This window comes from Rubritalea profundi, assembly GCF_002954445.1.
In the GTDB taxonomy this organism is placed as follows: Bacteria; Verrucomicrobiota; Verrucomicrobiia; order Verrucomicrobiales; family Akkermansiaceae; genus Rubritalea; species Rubritalea profundi.
In genome coordinates, this window is the sequence record NZ_MQWA01000001.1 from 2,974,973 (window position 1) to 2,993,195 (window position 18,223).

At 50.7% G+C, this 18,223-nt stretch carries 15 protein-coding genes and 1 tRNA gene; 5 read left to right on the top strand and 11 right to left on the bottom strand.

The genetic code is table 11. The annotated features are described in order from the left end of the window. The 8 genes from BSZ32_RS18935 to serA form a co-directional block, all read right to left on the bottom strand. On the bottom strand, positions 1–756 hold a 756-nt coding region (locus BSZ32_RS18935; protein ID WP_165788840.1), incomplete at its 3' end, for a DUF1549 domain-containing protein. A gap of 289 nt (positions 757–1,045) precedes the next feature. Further along, positions 1,046–2,341: an argininosuccinate synthase gene (locus tag BSZ32_RS13130; RefSeq protein ID WP_105043830.1), complete on the bottom strand. Its 1,296-nt coding sequence runs from the start codon at positions 2,339–2,341 to the stop codon at positions 1,046–1,048. 132 nt (positions 2,342–2,473) lie between these two features. Continuing rightward, positions 2,474–2,980: a PH domain-containing protein gene (locus tag BSZ32_RS13135; RefSeq protein ID WP_105043831.1), complete on the bottom strand. Its 507-nt coding sequence runs from the start codon at positions 2,978–2,980 to the stop codon at positions 2,474–2,476. A 123-nt stretch (positions 2,981–3,103) separates the two neighbouring features. After that, positions 3,104–4,381 (bottom strand): L,D-transpeptidase family protein, encoded by a 1,278-nt coding sequence (locus BSZ32_RS13140; protein WP_105043832.1) that lies wholly within the window; start codon positions 4,379–4,381, stop codon positions 3,104–3,106. 46 nt (positions 4,382–4,427) lie between these two features. After that, positions 4,428–5,741, bottom strand: coding sequence for a GTPase HflX (gene hflX, locus BSZ32_RS13145; protein WP_240610640.1), 1,314 nt, complete (start codon positions 5,739–5,741; stop codon positions 4,428–4,430). A gap of 146 nt (positions 5,742–5,887) precedes the next feature. Continuing rightward, positions 5,888–6,943 carry a nitric oxide synthase oxygenase gene (locus tag BSZ32_RS13150; RefSeq protein WP_105043834.1) on the bottom strand — a complete coding sequence of 352 codons (1,056 nt, stop codon included), beginning with the start codon at positions 6,941–6,943 and terminating at the stop codon, positions 5,888–5,890. 127 nt (positions 6,944–7,070) lie between these two features. After that, positions 7,071–7,145 (bottom strand) — tRNA-Val (locus tag BSZ32_RS13155). 73 nt (positions 7,146–7,218) lie between these two features. After that, positions 7,219–8,817, bottom strand: coding sequence for a phosphoglycerate dehydrogenase (gene serA, locus BSZ32_RS13160; protein WP_105043835.1), 1,599 nt, complete (start codon positions 8,815–8,817; stop codon positions 7,219–7,221). Between the two features lie 260 nt (positions 8,818–9,077). Between serA and ilvD the strand changes: the two genes are divergently transcribed. After that, positions 9,078–10,787 carry a dihydroxy-acid dehydratase gene (gene ilvD / locus BSZ32_RS13165; RefSeq protein ID WP_105043836.1) on the top strand — a complete coding sequence of 570 codons (1,710 nt, stop codon included), beginning with the start codon at positions 9,078–9,080 and terminating at the stop codon, positions 10,785–10,787. Positions 10,788–10,876: 89 nt separating this feature from the next. On the opposite strand, the gene BSZ32_RS13170 is transcribed toward ilvD, so the two are convergent. After that, complete coding sequence (locus BSZ32_RS13170) at positions 10,877–11,386, bottom strand: hypothetical protein (RefSeq protein WP_105043837.1); 510 nt, start codon at positions 11,384–11,386, stop codon at positions 10,877–10,879. A gap of 225 nt (positions 11,387–11,611) precedes the next feature. On the opposite strand from BSZ32_RS13170, the gene BSZ32_RS13175 reads away from it, so the two are divergent. Then, positions 11,612–13,285, top strand: coding sequence for an alanine/glycine:cation symporter family protein (locus BSZ32_RS13175; protein WP_165788841.1), 1,674 nt, complete (start codon positions 11,612–11,614; stop codon positions 13,283–13,285). Positions 13,286–13,444: 159 nt separating this feature from the next. Beyond that, a complete protein-coding gene (locus BSZ32_RS13180) occupies positions 13,445–14,605 on the top strand; it encodes an FAD-dependent monooxygenase (RefSeq protein ID WP_105043839.1) in 1,161 nt (386 codons plus the stop codon). Here BSZ32_RS13180 and BSZ32_RS13185 read toward each other — a convergent pair. Next, positions 14,529–15,122 carry a LysM peptidoglycan-binding domain-containing protein gene (locus BSZ32_RS13185; protein ID WP_105043840.1) on the bottom strand — a complete coding sequence of 198 codons (594 nt, stop codon included), beginning with the start codon at positions 15,120–15,122 and terminating at the stop codon, positions 14,529–14,531. The genes BSZ32_RS13180 and BSZ32_RS13185 overlap by 77 nt on opposite strands. A 205-nt stretch (positions 15,123–15,327) precedes the next feature. Between BSZ32_RS13185 and BSZ32_RS13190 the strand changes: the two genes are divergently transcribed. Next, positions 15,328–15,879, top strand: a complete 552-nt coding sequence (locus BSZ32_RS13190; protein WP_105043841.1) for a DUF4136 domain-containing protein — start codon at positions 15,328–15,330, stop codon at positions 15,877–15,879. A gap of 67 nt (positions 15,880–15,946) precedes the next feature. Here the strand turns inward: BSZ32_RS13190 and BSZ32_RS13195 are convergent, their stop codons facing one another. Next, on the bottom strand, positions 15,947–17,425 hold the full coding sequence (locus BSZ32_RS13195; protein ID WP_105043842.1) for an NAD(P)H-hydrate dehydratase: 1,479 nt from the start codon (positions 17,423–17,425) through the stop codon (positions 15,947–15,949). Between the two features lie 95 nt (positions 17,426–17,520). Between BSZ32_RS13195 and BSZ32_RS13200 the strand changes: the two genes are divergently transcribed. Next, positions 17,521–18,222 (top strand): polyamine aminopropyltransferase, encoded by a 702-nt coding sequence (locus tag BSZ32_RS13200; RefSeq protein WP_105043843.1) that lies wholly within the window; start codon positions 17,521–17,523, stop codon positions 18,220–18,222. The last annotated feature ends 1 nt before the right edge of the window (position 18,223 follow it).

An 18,223-nucleotide genomic window follows, 5' to 3' on the forward strand; every position in this document is an offset into this window, starting at 1 on the left:
GTTGAAGGAATTTATGACGTAATCGCGGTAGGGGGAGGTGGAAATAGTCATGTCGCCGTGGTAGCCGACGGTGTCGGCATAGCGGACATTATCGAGCCAACTTATCGCCATTTGCTCGCCAAAATGTGCTGATGCGAGTAGCTCGTCGACCAGCGCCTCGGTGGCTAAGCGTGGGGATTTAGCATAGGCTGTGAAGAATTTCTGAGCTTGCTTAGCTGTAGGAGGTAGGCCGATCAGGTCAAAGTAGAGCCGGCGAACGAGGACTTCTGGTTTGGCGGGTTCGGAAAATGCTAAACCTTGCTGCTGGAGGTCGCGGGCAACAATGGAGTCGATAGTTGCGTCTGGGGAGTTCTTCGGCGCGACATAGGCCCAATGCGCTTCATATTTTGCGCCCTGTTTGACCCATTCTGTTAAGATTTTTTTGTCTGTTGGGGTGAGTGATTTATGACTCTTTTTGGGAGGCATGAGGACATCGGGGTCAGTGCTGTTGATGACTTTGATGAGCAGGCTTTTTGCTGGGTTTCCTGGGATAAAGGCTTTGCCTTTGAGTGCGTCTTCTCGGATATCGAGGCGCAGGTCTCCCTCGCGGGTTTCTGGGTCGGTGCCGTGGCAGAAGAAGCAATTATCTGAAAGGATGGGCCGAATGTCCCGGCCGTAGCGGATTTCAGTTGCTGCCGGCGACGTTGCGAAAGCTGTCTGCAGTAACACACAGAGGGCTGTGAGAGTGGGTAGGTAAGGGGATGGACGAAAGATCATAGAGAGCGTTGTTGAGAACTGAGTACCTGCACTGATGCAATGTTGCAAGTTTGGAGGCCTCGCAAGCAGATACGATCAAAATTATGAAGAGTTGCAGCCAATCTCATAAGAGATTAACTATTTAACGAGTTAGCGCACATTCTGTCAAAAGGCGTGATACATAGACAGCAACAACAGTTCATGTTACGAAACACCCTTTGATCAATGGTGTGAATAGGGGGGAATAAAAAAGCACCGGCCTGTGAGGGCGCGGTGCTTTTGGAAGAGTGTTCTGTTTGAAGACTGAGTCTTACTGTTGCTTTTGGCGGGCATTCGCCTTGAGGCGAAGGGCGTTGAGTGCGATGAAACCGGAAGCGTCGTTCTGGTTGTAGGCTTCTTCTTTGCCTTCTTCTGCACCTTCCATGGATGCGATTTCTTCGTCGTAAAGTGAGAACGGTGATCGACGACCAGCCTGGATGCAGTTGCCTTTGTAAAGCTTCATGCGAACTTCACCTGAAACTGTGCGCTGAGTGGAGGTGATGAGGTCCTGCAGAGCTTCACGCTCAGGTGCGAACCAGAATCCGTTGTAGATCATAGTCGCGTACTTAGGCATGATGCTGTCGCGGAGTGCTTGAGCTTCACGGTCGAGAGTGAGTGTCTCGAGGTCCTGGTGAGCAGCGAGGAGGATAGTTCCACCTGGTGTCTCGTAGACGCCGCGGGACTTCATGCCCACGAAGCGGTTTTCTACGAGGTCGACGCGGCCGATGCCGTGCTGTCCACCGAGAGCGTTGAGGACGCGCATCACGCCGTATGGGTTGAGAAGGGTGTAGCCGTCTTGCTCGCCGGTGGCTTTGACGTCACCGAGTTCGGTGATGAGGGCTGCGAGTCCTTCGGTCTTGAGACCGATGACGTTGCCTTTTTCGAAAAGGAACTGGATGTATTGGGCTGCATCTGGTGCGTCTTCTGGAGAAACTGAAAGAACGTACATGTCCTTGTTTTCTTCCTGGGTGGCATCGTACCACGTGTCTTCCATTGCGCCCGCTTCGAAGGAAATGTGAAGCAGATTGCGGTCCATGGAGTAGGACTTCTTCATGGAAGCCTTGATCGGGATGTTGTTTTCTTCAGCGTAGGCGATCATTTCAGCACGGCCGGGGAACTGGGCGCGGAATTCGTCGTCACGCCAAGGTGCGATCATCTTGATGTCAGGTGCTAGAGCTGCAACGGAGAGTTCGAAACGAACCTGGTCGTTGCCTTTGCCTGTTGCGCCGTGAGCGATAGCGTCAGCTCCTTCAGCGATAGCCACGTCAACCATGCCCTTAGAAATACATGGACGTGCGATAGATGTTCCGAGCAGGTAACGGCCTTCGTAAAGTGCGTTGGCCTGGAACATTGGAAAAATGTAGTTCTCTGCGAAGTCTTCTTTGAGGTCGCCGATGTAGCACTTGGAAGCACCAGTCGCGAGAGCTTTAGCTTCGAGTCCGTCGAGCTCTTCTGCCTGACCAACGTCAGCACAGTAAGCGATGATTTCTGCGTTGTACTTGTCCTTGAGCCACTTCAGAAGAACTGAAGTGTCGAGGCCACCAGAGTAGGCTACTACGATTTTCATAATTTTAGTTAGTAAAAGGGTTGAGCTTCAGTGAAATCCGAAGCGCTTGTCTGCTGTGAAAATAAGCAGGGAATGGCTGCTTGGGCAAGTGGAATAGGCCACGAGCTGTAAGCTCTGCTCGACGCTCCAAGCTTAGAGTGTGTCGAGGTCTTCGAAGTCGTCGTCGCCGCCTTCAAAGTCGACTTCGCGGACGCGTTTGAGGTCGCGGAGACGTTCGACATTTTCGCGTAGCATGTCTCGGACTCCACGGACATTGCGGATCGCTTTGAGTTCTAGTTCGGGGAGTGTCCGATCAGAGGTGACGAGTGCGAGGGTACCTAGCTTTATGAGGCGCAGGAGGAAGGGAAGCTGGATGGTGGTGTCTTTAATCCTGTAGAGCTCGATTTCATTGACTTGTTGGTTGATGACACCTGTGCGGAGGCGGATGCGCTCGCTGGTGAGTTCATACCTCAGGCAGCGGACTACGAGATACTGCCATAGCGACCAGCCCACTGGCAGGATGAGGCCATAGAGGACGTAGTTTGTGGTGTAGCAGGCGGCAGTGATAATGACTGCGCTCACTATGAGCCCGAGCAAGAATTTGTTAAAATTGATGAACTGTGATGGAGAACTACTCCAGAGGTTGCTTTCTGTAGTCATGGGCAGGATGTTAGAAGGGGGATGCGCAAGAGGTAAGTAAAAAGTGCGGAGTTTTTTTCTAACTTTCTAGTGTTTCGCTGTATGACACCATTGCTGCCGAGCTGGGGCTCGGCGCTCCCAAGCTTACTTGATGATGACAGTGGCGCCGGGTCGGATGATTTTTGGCAGTTTGGTGGCATCCCAGTTGGCCATGCGGATGCAGCCAGCGCTGCGGCCTCGGCCAATTTTATCGGGCCGGTTGGTGCCGTGGATGCCGATGCCGGGTCGGCTGAGTCCCATCCAATGAACGCCGACCGGGTTGTTAGGTCCAGCGGGGATGGTCAGGCTAGTCGTACTGCGTTGGCCGGTCTTGAGCAGTGAGTCATCGAAACGCCAAGTGGGGAATTCGATAGAATTTTTCATGGTCCATGTACCGTAGCGGATGAACTGTGGTTTCCCAGGGGTGATAGGGTAGGCGGCTACGATGGTGGCGCGGTGCTCATCATGGATTGTGAGATTTTGTTCAGGCTCTGGATCGTCTTCTACAATCATCGCGCGTGGTGAGCCAGGATCGGGGGAGTTGACTATTGAGATGCGTATCGGTTTTTCTGCTGGGGTTTCAGGAGTAGAGGGAAGCTCTGAATTCCCTAACTCAGTAGCTGGCGCAGTGGGGGAGATAGGCTCGAGTGGTTCGTAGACACGGATTTGAAACTGTTTGGTGTCGATGACTGCCCAGCGGCTACTGAGGATTGGGTCGGACTTGTAGGTGCGGCCATGTGCCATGATTTCGATCCGGAAGGGCTCGACGTTGGGGACGCGCATGGCGGTGCGGATTCCCGCGTTATCGATCAATTTCTTGCCATTGATGAGCTTGAGGAAATCTTCAGTGGTGTGGTAGCGCTCGGCCATAAACTCGGCGACGGAGCGGTAGGGCATATCTTTGCGAGTGGATTGATACCCACGGTTGCTTCCCCAGCGGAAGCTGGTGTCGACAAATTTTGTGACAACTTCTGGAACGATGGCGGTGGCGTAGAGATTCGGGACTTGTTGCTTAGAGTCCTCCTTTACTTTGTCCCACTCGCTGTCCTTGCGGCCAAACTTCTTATTGTAGGCTTCGATCGCCATTTTGGTGAACGTGCCCATTTTCCCATCGAGCACACCGGGGCCAAAATCTTGTTGGTCGAGGTAGATCTGAAGCCGCGCGATCTCCTCGCGCTCATGGGGGATTTTCAAATCATCGCCGGAGACTTCGTCGACCATCTGCGCCCGTGGAGGTGCAGTATCTGCTGGAGGAATTACAGGCTTAGGGGCTTCGAGCGTGATGGAGGGCGCTTCAACTTGAACCAATTTCGCAGGCTCAAGAGCGAGCAGCGTCAAAGGGATGAAAAAAAGTGTGAGTATTAGCAGGCGTATATTTGGCATACGCTGCTACCCTTCCACTCTTTCTTGCAGGATGCAAGTTTTGCGATTAATCGCAGATGAACTCAGCCATTCTGCCGGCGATAATAGCAGGAACGATGGCTGTGATGAGGACATCATTCCCTTCGTATTCTGTGCTCATTACTTTAGCTTCCTTATGCAAAATGGCGGAGAGGTCACCACGGCTTTGTGGGATGCGGTAGCAATGGCTGCGGACTCGGTCAGCAAGCATGACGGTGCATTGCTGTCTGAGTTCATCGAGGCCAAGACTCTCTTTGGCTGAGAGGAGTATAGTGTCTTCAAGCTTCTCTTGGAGATTGTCGAGAACCTTAGAGTCTTCAACTTTGTCTATTTTATTGAGCACCGTGATCATTGGCTTTCCTTCAGCTCCTAGCTCGTTAAGGACGTGCATCGTTGTCTCAAAAAACTCAAGAGCTCTCGGGTCGCTGGCATCAAGCACGTGAATCAGAAAGTCGGCGAGCACAGCTTCTTCAAGCGTTGCTTTAAATGCCTCGACTAGCCGGTGAGGTAGATTTCTGACAAATCCTACGGTGTCGGTGAGTAGCAGAGTTTGGCCGTCGGGGAGCTCAATAGAACGCGTGGTGGTGTCAAGCGTGGCAAATAGCATGTCTTTTGCCATGATGTCTGAACCGGAAAGAATGTTGAGCAAGGTTGATTTACCGGAGTTGGTGTAACCTACGATTGCGGCGTGTGGAGTGTCGTTTTTCTCGCGGTCTTTGCGTCGAGTTGCGCGCTGTGAGCGGACCGATGCTAGCTCACGCTTGATGCGGTCAATACGCTTTCGGGCAAGTCTGCGGTCTACTTCGACCTGCATTTCTCCCATGCCTCGGGATGCTCCGCCACCACCAGCACCACCTTCACGGTCGAGGTGGCCCCACATGCGCGCCATTCTAGGGAGGGCGTATTGCATACGAGCGAGTTCGACCTGGAGTGTTGCTTCTTTAGTCTGAGCGCGCTGGGCAAAAATATCGAGAATGACTTCTTCTCGGTCGATCACACAGATTTGAGCCAGCTCTTCCCACTCACGTTGTTGGGATGGGGCGAGTTGGTTATCGAAGACGATGCAATCGCACTCGTGGGCGTGAGCGAGCTCGACGATTTCGGCTGCTTTGCCAGTACCGCAAAGGTACTTTCTGTGCATCGCGCGCGACCATGCGAGTTCGAGGGAGACAACGCCAACGCCCAAGGTCGAGACGAGCTCTTCCAGTTCTTCTAAAAGGCTGATATCGGCGTCTTCCTCGCGGCGATTGAATGAAAGGCGGACGAGCAACGCGCGCTCGACCATTTCTGGTTTTTCCCTGACTTCGAACATATGTCCATTTATAGATAGGTGATTTGCCATTTAGGACAATACTTTTCATAGAGTGCTTGAGAGTCTAGAAATAAGTCAGGCCTCACTAAGCTGGGGCACGCTTGCTCAGAGCGTGAACATCATACCATGTGTTTTCTCCGTAAAGTCTAATAGCGGTGAATTAGTGTGTGTTTATTTTACTGACTCCGAAAAAAAGGGCAGAGCTTTTCTTTTGAATAACTGCGGTGGTAAACCTCGCAGGTTGAGCCCGAAACAGGAGGCACAAGCCAACTCCAATTACCCGGAACTTCACGGCCTAGGGATTTTTCGTTTTCTATGTGTTTGATAAATTGTCGAGAGGCTGTGTGGTGGTCTACAATGGTGACTCCACTTTCTCTGAATGAATAGAGTACCGCTGAGTTTAGTTCGATCATCGCCCTGTCAAGCCATAGTCTATCAGATTTACGTGTGTCTAGCCCCATTTTTTTAGCAATCAAGGGAAGTTGATTATAGCGGTGTCGATCACCAAAATTACGAGCACCAATTTCTGTACCCATGTAGTATCCACTGAAGGGAGCAGCAGTAAACTTTAGTCCGCCGGCTTCTACGCATCTGTCGCTCACTGCTGGTAGAGCATACCACTTGAGGTCTAGTTCGGAGAACCACGGGAGTTCGCGGTGGCGGATGGAAACTTCTAGGGCTGCGTCGGATGGTATTTCAAAGTACTGAAGAGCCTCGCCTGGGAACTTGATAATGAGTGGGAGGATATCGAAGCGCGTTTTCTTTTTGCTTGGCTTCCAGCCTAGCTCGAGTGCTAGCTTTGTAGTTTTTATTTGCTCTGAGTCTCCAAGGGTGGAGCCATTAATAAGCTTGTAGCCGGCATAGCGAATCAGCTGTGAGTTCAGGATGCGGACTTCTTCTCCCTTTTTAGAGGGTGGGAAAAAGCACATCATTGGTTGAATGCGTCCGCCGTTGGTTGATAGTCGGATGAGTTCTACGCAGGATTCAAAAACTTCTTGGGCTGAATTAGCACTCTGGGCATCAATTATTTTCATATTTTCCCAATGCAGCCGGCCGATGCATTTCTCACTATTACGCCACGCGAGTTTCGCAACCCATAGCAATTCTTCTTCATTCATCAAGTAGCTGCCAGTAGCGTGAATTTCTTTGTGGATTTCTACGCTGCGAGTTGCGGCGACTGAGGCGCCCTCGGTTTGAATTTGTAGCAGGAATTTCTTAGCTTCGTTCAGCATGGTGCTATTTCTGTAGGATGGGAGTACCAGCAACTTTATAAAATAAGCTTTTGTCGGATGTATAAGGTGGGAGGGAAGTACAAAAAAAGAGGGCCTTTGATGTTACTCAAAGCCCCCTCGGTAAAGATGGTGCGCAATACAAGATTTGAACTTGTGACCTCTGCCATGTCAAGGCATTGCTCTACCACTGAGCTAATCGCGCGTTGTGTGTGACCAGTGATGGTCAACCAACGGCAACCTAAGATTACCGCTCGTCGAGTGCAAGTACTTTTTGCTTAAATTTCGAGAGCTTTGACGGAGATAACTCCTGCTGCAGCACCGAGAGTATCGATAATCTCTTGAGTAGCAGGGGAATCGAGCTCGATTACGGTGAGGGCATTGCCTTCTGATTTATTGCGAGCGAGTGAGAGGTTAGCGATGTTGAGCTTGTTCTCAGCGAGGCTAGTTCCGATGAGTCCAACGATACCTGGTCGGTCGTCGTTTTTTACGATGAGGAAATTGCCTTCGATGTTGGTATCAACGTAGAGCTTGTTGATCTCAACGATACGTGGGGACTTACCGATGATTGATCCAGCAAGGCGGAATTTCTCACCACCTTTGTTGAGTTCAACAACGATGAGCTCTGAGTACTCAGTGGTCGCATTGATGGTGGATTCGATGAGTTCGAGTCCGAGCTCTTTAGCGATTGCTGGGCAGTTGACGATGTTTACGTCTTCGCGTCCCTCAGAAAGGAAACCGTGGAGAACGGTGCGTGAAACAAGCGCTGTGTCCTTTTCTGCAACTGTGCCGTGGAAGGAAACGCGGATTGAGTCAGGGTTGACTGGTCCAAGCTTAGCGAGGAACTTACCAAGCGACTTAGCGAGGCCAAGGTAGCCGCCGATCTCTACGAGCGCAGCAGCGTCGAGTGATGGCATGTTGATAGCATTGCGAATCTCACCAGTGGTGAGGAAGTCACGGAGCTGTTCAGCTACTTGGATACCAACGTTCTCTTGAGCTTCGTTAGTAGATGCTCCGAGGTGTGGTGTGAAAGCTGTGTGCTTAGGTAGGTCAAAAAGGATGTTGTCTGCTGCTGGTGGCTCGTCTTCGAACACGTCGAGGCCACAACCAGCGATGTGACCTGAGTCGATCGCTGCGCGCAGTGCTGGCTCGTCGATGAGGCCACCGCGTGCACAGTTCACTACGATTGCACCTTTGTTCATGAGAGCGAGGCGGTCAGCATTGATGATGTGCTTGGTGTCAGGTGTCATTGGAACGTGGAGAGTCACGAAGTCAGCACCAGTGAGGGCGGCGTCAGGAGTCTCAGCAAGCTCGACCTTAAGTTGGTCAGCACGGGCCTGAGTGAGGAATGGGTCGTAGGCTACGACAACCATGCCGAATGCTTGAGCGCGTTTGACGAACTCAGTACCGATACGGCCCATGCCGATAACGGCGAGACGCTTGGTGTAGATTTCAATTCCTTTGAATGCTTTACGAGCAGCTGGGAACTCACCAGCGAGAACTCCTGCGTGTCCAGGTCCGATGTTACGTGCTGCGGAGAGCATGAGAGTGAACGCAAGCTCAGCAGTGGAAACCGTGTTGCCTGTAGGAGTGTTCATCACGATCACGCCGTTGTCAGTCGCAGCGTCGCGGTCGACGTTGTCAACACCAACACCTGCGCGGCCGATGACTTTAAGATTCGTTGCCGCCTCTAGGACTGCGCGAGTTACTTTTGTCTGTGAGCGGATGATCAGGCCATCATAGTCACCGATGATTTCGAGAAGAGCCTCAGGTGTGAGGCCGGTGTTTACATCGACCTGAAGGTCTGGGTGCTGAGTGAGTGCTTCGACTCCAATTTCAGAGATAGGGTCAGATACGAGGATGCGCTTGGCTGTCATGTGCAAAGAACTACGGACTCACTGGCTGCTTGTCAAAGCCCGTGCGTGTCTTGTGCGTCATCATTTTATATTTACGCCCTCAATCCACCTATTTGTGAAGGTTTCAGCCCAATGCTAGATGTGTCATGCCTGTAAAGATGGGTGAAATAATATGCCTGAGACTGCGCATATTTTGTAATCAGCACCAACAGCAGGCACCAAGACTTGACCCAGCGTGGAACTATGAAAGACTACGCGCACAGATTTTACCCATTTTATCCATGAACGAATACGAAAATAACCGCCGCCCATATTCCTCAAAGGTTGTGGATGGTGACGACCGTGCACCTAGCCGCGCTATGCTCTACGCTGTAGGCTTTGAGAAAAAAGATTTTGAAAAGCCACAGGTAGCTATCGCATCTCTATGGAGCGATGTGACTCCTTGTAATATGCACCTCGACAAACTCGCTGTAGAGGCTGGTAAGGGCGCTGACGCAGCCGGTGGTAAATCACTCACATTTGGCTCGATCACAGTTTCTGATGGTATTTCAATGGGTACTGAAGGAATGAAGTACTCGCTGGTTTCCCGCGAGGTGATCGCAGACTCTATCGAGACTGTGGTGGCCGCTGAAGGCATGGACGGCCTCGTTGCCGTCGGTGGTTGTGATAAGAATATGCCTGGTTGCATGATCGCGATCTCTCGCCTCAATCGCCCAGCAGTCTTCATCTACGGAGGTACTATCCTTCCAGGTTGTGCATCGATCAAAGGTCAGAAAGAGGACCTCGATGTGGTTTCTGTTTTCGAAGCTGTAGGCAAGCACGCTGCAGGTGAATTTAACGAAGAAGAACTCAACACTGTGGAGAGCTGCGCTATCCCAGGTGCTGGTTCCTGTGGTGGCATGTACACTGCTAACACCATGGCGAGTGCGATCGAAGCCCTCGGAATGTCTCTCCCTAACAGCTCGGCTCAAGAAGCTGTAGGCGATGACAAAATGATGGATTGTTACGACGCTGGAGCAGCCGTAGTCAACATGATCGACAAAGGTATCCGCCCGAGCGACATCATGACCCGTAAAGCATTTGAAAATGCGATCACCGTAGTGATCGCGCTCGGTGGTTCTACCAACGCAGTACTGCACCTTCTCGCAATGGCTCACGCGGCTGACGTGGAACTCCATATCGATGACTTCACTGAAATCGGTAAGCGCGTTCCAGTGGTTGCTGACCTCAAGCCATCCGGCAAGTACGTGATGGCTGACCTCGTACGCATCGGTGGCACGATCCCACTCATGCGGACACTTCTCGAGGCTGGTCTCCTCCACGGCGACTGCATGACAGTGACCGGCAAGACAATGGCTGAGAACCTCGCGAACTCACCACTGTTCTACCCAGAAGATCAGAAGGTCATCCTACCGCTCGACAAGCCGAAGAAAAAGGACAGCCACCTGCGCATCCTCTACGGCAACCTCGCCTCCGAAGGCTCAGTTGCTAAAATTTCAGGAAACGAAGGCACACTCTTCACTGGTAAAGCACGTTGTTTCGACTCTGAAGAATGTTCCATGAAGGCAATTCTCGCTGGCGAGATCAAACCCGGCGACGTCATCGTTGTGCGCCGCGAAGGACCCAAAGGTGGTCCAGGAATGCGTGAAATGCTCGGGCCCACAGCTGCTGTGATGGGACGCGGACTTGGTGATAGCGTAGCGCTCATCACTGATGGTCGCTTCTCCGGTGGTTCACACGGCTTTGTTGTTGGTCACATCACTCCAGAAGCACATGTTGGCGGAGTCATCGGACTTTTGGAAGATGGCGACATCATCACCATCGATGCCGAGAACAACGAGATCAACGTCGACCTCACAGAGGCTGAGATTTCACAGCGTAAAGCAGCCTGGATTCAACCAGAGCCTCGATACCGCCGCGGAGTTCTCGCAAAATACGCCAAGCTCACTGAGTCTGCTTCCAAAGGAGCCGTCACAGACGCAGGCCTCTAACCGTAGAAGAGGCTTCCAGCCTCTTTAATCTTCCAAATAGCGCAGCTTCGTCAGAGGCTGCGCTTTTTTTGTGATGTGTCGGCAATGGGTTAATGTTTTTTCTCGTATTTGAGACGAGTCTTCCAGGCTTTTTTGGATTCCCCGATTCTGGGGATGAGATGGTTACATGCGTTGAGCATGGGTTGATCTACGCCTCTCCAGATAGTGATGACGCGGCCATCTATTTGACGGTCGATGTAGAGCATGTCTACCACTTTTCCATTGATACTGCACATGATCCACTTTCCTGTATATTGACCAGAAGTCATCTTAAGTCTGCTACTTCCAGCGCGGTTGAGTTGGAAGCTGACACCATACATGTCTGGATTGTGAGGGGAGGGAAAGGCGTTGTAAGCTACGATGTCGCTGGTCGTAATGAATGGGGTTTTACTCATGAAGCGTTTTCCCTTTGGTGTCTCAATTTCGAAAGTAAGCTTCTTGGATTTTAGATTTGTAGCCTCGGTGTGGAAAGTGATGGTCACCGCGTTTTGCTTTTTCCCATTAGCAAAACTGAAGTTTGCTGTAAGAGAGGCAACAAGTAGGAAGAGGATAAGGCGCATAGTGAGATGAGGGTGGAGGATGGAGTGCTGGGTGTGAAGAAAATTATTTATAGAATTTCGAGTCAATTTGTTCGTTGGTTTTAAGCCCCCAAGATTCGTTTAGTATGGAATCCTTTATTTTATTCTTGAGCTGCTAGATTGAAATGTCAATGTCTCGACTTTAAACCACTGTTTTATATGCGATTTTTTACGAAGACCCGACTTTCTTTTTTTCACATTCTAACGATGGTTTTCATCGCGATGTGTATTCCTGCTTCAGCTGCTAATTTGGGAGGCTTAGACACGGCTCTCTCAGATGTGGCAGACGTTCTCGAGGAAATTATATTTTTTGCGCCGGAAGTGAATGGGAATGCTATACCGATCATTCTTGTTGTATTGGGGGCAACCGCGGTATTTTTAACGATTTATTTTAAGTTTTTAAATATTCGAGGGCTGGGAGTGGCCTTTCGTACGGTAAAGGGCGACTACACACCTGATGACGCACCTGGACAGATCACGCACTTCCAGGCATTGAGCGCAGCGCTTTCAGCAACAGTGGGCTTAGGTAATATTGCTGGAGTGGCGGTAGCTGTTGGAATTGGTGGTCCTGGGGCAACATTTTGGATGATCCTGATGGGCTTATGTGGAATGACAACCAAGTTTGTTGAGTGCACACTGGGAGTAAAGTACCGGAAGTTTGATAAAAGTGGCAACACCCACGGCGGTGCGATGTACTACCTACGTGATGGTCTCGGCGAGATGGGGCTAGGAGGTTTAGGCAAAGTCTTAGCAGTATTTTTTGCGGTGATGTGTGTGGGCGGCGCAATTGGTGCCGGCAACATGTTTCAGGTGAACCAAGCAGTATCCCAATTTTCCAGTTCGTTCGGCGCTTTCGATATATTCAATGGAAATGACAAGGTCTACTTAGGGATCATTCTGGCTGTCGTTGTCGGACTGGTTATCATTGGAGGAATCAAGTCGATTGCTCGTGTGACCTCGTTCCTGGTACCATTCATGTGTGGGATTTACCTACTCGCCGCCATTACGATTGTTGGTTCTAATGCCAGTCTAATCCCTGACGCATTTGTTCAAATCCTTGAGGGAGCATTCAGCCCGATAGCTATCGGTGGTGGTTTTGTGGGTGTGCTGATTCAGGGAATCAAGCGTGCTGCATTCTCGAACGAAGCTGGTATCGGCTCGGCTCCAATTGCGCACTCGGCAGTGAAGACCAATAAGCCAGCGAGTGAAGGGTTTGTTGCTTTGCTAGAGCCATTCACTGACACGGTAGTCGTCTGCACGATGACCGCATTGGTTTTAGTGATTACTGGAACATGGAAGGTCGATGGGATTGTCAAAGATGACAACGTTCTGATGTACATGACTCCCGGAATTGAGCAAGAAGCTGAGACCGGTGCAGTGAAGGGGCAGGAACTTCGAATTCTCAGCAAAGAGTCTGTCGGAGAGGGTGAGGATGAAGTGAGTTATGGTGAAGTGTATCGTGAGGCTGAAAAAAGCCTATGGATACCGATGGCGAAAGTGGAAGAGGTGACTGGAGTCCAGAAGACGTCACTGGCCTTCGAGCAGCAATTTAGTTGGTTCCCAAAAGTATTGTCAGTGGCTGTCATCCTCTTCGCGTTTTCTACGATGATATCGTGGTCCTACTACGGCGAACAGGCTGTCAATTATCTCTTCGGGATTGATAATAAACTGGCAGATGTAATCTACAAACTGACATTTTGTGTCTTTGTCGTGATCGGTGCAATAGCTTCGACGACAAATGTTGTGCGTGTTTGTGATGCCATGTTGTTCGCGATGGTGATACCTAACATGATTGGTCTCTATCTGTTGCTGCCAGTGGTAAAGCGGGAGTTGAAGGATTTCCGAGCTCATGTGGCTAAGATCGATGCAGCTAAAAAGTAGTAAGAAATTTCTAAATTTAAAAGATGAGCCAGTTGCCCTCAGCGGGGGGTGATTGGCTTTTTTTCTTTGGGAATAGGGCTTTTGTGAAGGAAAGTAAGAGATTTGTGAAAACTCAGTGAAGTCAGACACAGTCGTGAAATTTTGATGTAAGACTGGCCAATGAGAAATTATGACACAGTGATTGTTGGTGGGAGTTATGCTGGTTTGTCGTGTGCGCGTAGCGCTGCAGCACGAGGGTTGAATACTCTTGTGTTAGAACGTAAAAAGGACTTGGGTGAGAAGATTAGAACGACAGGGATATTTGTGGGCGAGGCGTCTAAGGTGCTTCAAGTTCCAGAACCTTTGAAGCGAGATATCCATGGAGTGCGCTTGTATGCTCCCAATGGAAAATCGATCGACCTAGCATCACCCGGTTATCAGTTCCAGGCGATCAATACCCCTGAGCTTATGCGGTGGATGGGGAAGCGCGCTCAACTCAATGGCGCGGAGATTCGTACCGGGACAAACGTCGCAGCTGTGCATGAGATGGCTGATAAAGTGTATTTCCCCAAGCAAGGAGTCTCTGGACGCTTTAGTGTTGGGGCCGATGGTGCTAGGTCAAACTTTGGCCGGCTGATGGGGTTTAAAGAAAATACGCAGTTCTTGATCGGAGCTGAGGTTGAGATGACTGGGGTCCGCGGGGTTGATCAAGACCGGCTCCACGTGTTTCTCGATAGCAAATTGGCACCCGGCTACATTGCTCGGGTGGTTCCTGGGGTGGGAGTGACCCAGATTGGCTTGGCCGTGCGTAAGCCACATAAACCACAGTTGGGAGCATTTTTAGAAAAGCTTAAAAAAGTCTTTGATTTTCGTGAGGCGAAGGTGGTGGAGCGCCGTGGTGGTCTGATCCCATGTGGTGGAGCAAAGAAGCAGTGGTACACTCAGCGATCGATGCTGTTAGGTGATGCTGCTGGGTGGGTTTCTCCACTCACAGCTGGTGGAATCCATTCCTCTCTACAAATGGGAGAAGCGGCTGGGGTGACGATTGCTGATGCTTTGGCTGGGAGGATTAGCCATCCAGCGGCATTATTAGAATGGCGACGTCCTGAGTGGCGGACAAAGCAAGCGATGCGCTGGGCGATGGATCATATACCATTACCTAATAGTTTGCTGAACCTCTCGTTAGGTAATCCACTTTTTGCGAAGCTCAGTCAGATCATTTTTTTCCATCATAGAGGGCTAAAGGACCCCGAAGCATGGAGAGCTATCGCTTCTTCAGGGAAAGTCGGATCACCGACTCTGGGTCAGCAGAGCCTGGCAGAGTGGTTTCTCTCCCCTTGAAGTCACGGTAGGTAATGGTTTTTATTTCCATGCCATTGGCGTCGGCATCTGATCCATAAATGATCGCGCCCGCTGGAGCGAACTTCCCATCCTTAGTCTTGAGGTACACTTGGTTTTTGTCATCGATGTCGATACCGATGCTAGAACTCTCCATCACTGTGGATTTTGGAAGCCCTTTTTTGGCGATAACCTTGTTTGATTTGGGCTTTGGTTGATCCTTTTTTGGGGTTTCTTTCCGAGCTATTGAAGAAGCTGATTGTGCTTTCTCGCGCTCTCCAGCAAGGACTCTGATAGAGTCTCCGACGTGAATAGTGTCGCTGCTGAACTTGTTGCGACCTTTGATGCTGGCGACGGTTGTTCCGTACTTACGAGCGATGGAGTATAAGGTCTCTCCCTTGACTACGACGTGAGTGATGGAGCCATCATTGACGATCTTATCAGAGTCTTGTGATTCGTTGAATTTCCAAAAGGCAAAGCCACCGGCTAAAAGTAGTAAAAGTAAGAGAAAAAATTTCATAGGTCGAATGTTGAGCGAGTTGTAGCCTGCCAGATGGATACGAGTCGAGGCAGAACTACGGAAGTCTTAACCACCCAGTAGGATTTCTGCTGAAGTGCTAGTGAATGTAATGTCACGTTTTATGTGTGGGAAGCGTCCGGTCGTGTGTGCCACCTCGGATACAAAATCCTTGTTATGTTAGAAAATAAACGTTAGAGGTTTAGTTATGACAGCTCTACGTTTACTTGCCGTTGCCGCCTGTGCCGCGGTATTTACCTCCTGCTCTTCTAGCGTTGATATGCCTAAGGGTAACAGCAAAGGCTACACATCTGCCCGCTTAGTAAAGCGTGCTCCAGATAGTTCGGCTATCACTAGCACTCGTGAAAAGCGGGTGCATAGCCTCATTCAAGACAACATCCAGGCGCAATTCAAAGCGCGCGGGATGGGCTACAATGCTCCCCATGCTGACCTCGTAGTTGGTTACATGGTTGTCTATCAGGACAATGCTATGACTACCTCTTTTGACGATTACTTTGGCTACGGTCGTGACGGTAGTGAGATCCTCGATGTCGCGCACAAGAAGGGCGTGATTGATGGCAATCGCCCAGATTATTTCGAGCGTGCCGGATTGGTCGTCGATGTGATTGACGCTAAGACTAACAAGTTGATGTTCCGCAATGTTTCAGTTGGAGACATCGTCAATGGAGCCTCGGACGCTCAGCGCAAGCAACTTGTTGCGAATGCTGTGAATGAAGCTCTCGCTCCATTCTTTAAGTAACCGAATAAATATTCTCTAAATGCTCTCAGTTGCTTCCCAGCGGCTGAGAGTTTTTTTGTGCTGTGAATTAGGCTTGCCTGGCAACGGCGAGGAATGCCTGAGGTAGAAAATGGATGACACTGCTAGCACTGAGGGTTTCTTCGGTTTCAGTCTGTGACGCGAGAGCTAGTTGGGCAGCTTCGCCCGCTAGCCAAGCGGACAGCTTAGTTGCGTCCAGTAGTGTGTAGCCTTGCGCGCAGAGTCCCCCTATCAGTCCGCTGAGAACATCACCTTGTCCAGCAGTGGCCATCGCTGGAGTACCTGTGGAGTTGACGTAGAGAACCTTGTTTGGCTCAGTGATGATAGTGCGGGCTCCTTTGAAGAGGAGAGTGACAGGGTAGAGCTCACAGAAGTTCAGCGCAATTTTTTCTCTGCTTTCAGATGAAGGAAAGAGTCTCTGCATTTCACCTGGGTGCGGAGTGAGAATACATTTCGGGTGGAGGGAGCTTAGCTTTTCTTCTCTGGCAATGAGGTTGAGCATGTCGGCATCTAGCACGATTGGTATGGATGATCTTTCGACGACTGCTAGAAGTTGGTTTGCTAGATTTGAGTCGGGAGTGCCGATGCCAGGGCCCAGCACAATGGCATCGAAATTCTGCTCGAGCATTGTAAGTGGGCTTAAGCTGAGTCGCACCATTATTTCAGGAGGGAGCATGGGTGCTATGATCGAGTAGATCTCGGGTGGTGAAAACAGAGTGATGAGACCCGCTCCGGATTTTAGCGCGGCTGTGGCGGTCAGAACCGCGGCACCTAACATCCCTTTCGAGCCAGCCCAGATACCAACTCTACCCGCCTGTCCTTTATGGGTGTCGAAGTCCCGACGCTTCCGGCGTAAAGTATGCGGGGTGATGAGCTCGGGTGAGGACTGACAAGCTTTCGGAGAGTGGTCTTCTAGGGCATCGAGCGCGATTTGAGTCAGCGCCCCGACATGTTGGATACAAGAGCTCTTGAGTAATCCAGACTTTGGGTATCCGACACAGAGTGTGTGGTCAGCCTTGACTGCTGCTGGGTAGATTTCACCTGTGCTAGCATTTACTCCACTGGGAGTGTCGAGCGAGATGAGTCTGCAGCCCAGAGAGTCGCGAGCCTGATTCATTTCTGTGGCAAGCTCCCGTAGTGGCGGGCGCAGCGGGCCGTTTGCCCCTATGCCAAGCAATCCATCGATAAGTAGCGAGCCTGCAGTAGGCGGAGTCGAGGAGTCGAGGGGGATAGCTCCCAAGGACTCGAGCATTTTCAGAGTGAGAGGGCTGAGGTCATCTTCCAAATACGGACATCGGAGTTGGATGCTCCAGCCAGCTTTTTGCAGGTATTTAGCTAGCACAAGGGCGTCGCCAGCATTGTGACCCTTGCCTAAATAGGCGGTGGCGTGTGAATGACTAGGGTAGTATCGTAAGATCGCCTGACTCATGCGCTCACCGGCTTGAAGCATGAGAGCTTCAGGTGTGTGGCCTATGGCGAAAACGGCATTTTCTAGGTCTCGCATTGATTCGCAGCTGACAGATTGCATACCCTTTTTATAGCAAGAGCGGTGAGGCTAGGCCATTCAAATTCGTAAGCTTTGCCAAGCTCGCATTGGCGTGCTATGCTGTGCCATCAGAATCCATGAAGCATTACAATAAATTAGCAGAAACGACGACTCCCGAGGGGGAACCACTTGAGTTATTTGAGCACGATGGTGAGTTTTTTATCAGCTCGCGCGGAGAAAGGCTCATGACTAGTATTGCCTATGGATCTGAGGAAGAATTGGCTCGGATGGCATGTCAGCCGTATCGCCCAGCTCGCCAGCCAAAGGTATTGATTGGTGGACTAGGAATGTGCTTCACGCTCTCAGCAGCAGTGGAGAGTTTGCCCCAAGCCGGAGCTGAGTTCGTAGTAGCTGAGCTGACTAAAGGCGTAGTGGAATGGAATAAAACCCATCTCAAGGACATGCACCCAGGCCTGCTGGACGATTCACGTATTAAGATCAAGGTGTCACCAGTGCAGAAGTTGATTGCTGAGGCTAATAAAGAGTACAGCGCTATCATGCTGGATGTAGATAATGGGCCGAGTGCCTTTCACGGTGATAAAAATGAAAGTTTATACACAATAGAAGGATTACTCGCCGCTAAAACTGCATTGAAAGATGGGGGCATTCTGGCCGTATGGTCTGCATACCCCGATAAAAAATTTACGAAGTTACTGCGCAAAGCGGGTTTTGATGTTTCCGATGTGGAGGTACCAGCCTCGCACCGCGGTCGTAAGAGCCGGATGCACACGATCTGGCTAGCACGCAACGGCAACTACCAATCACAAAACCAAAAATAAC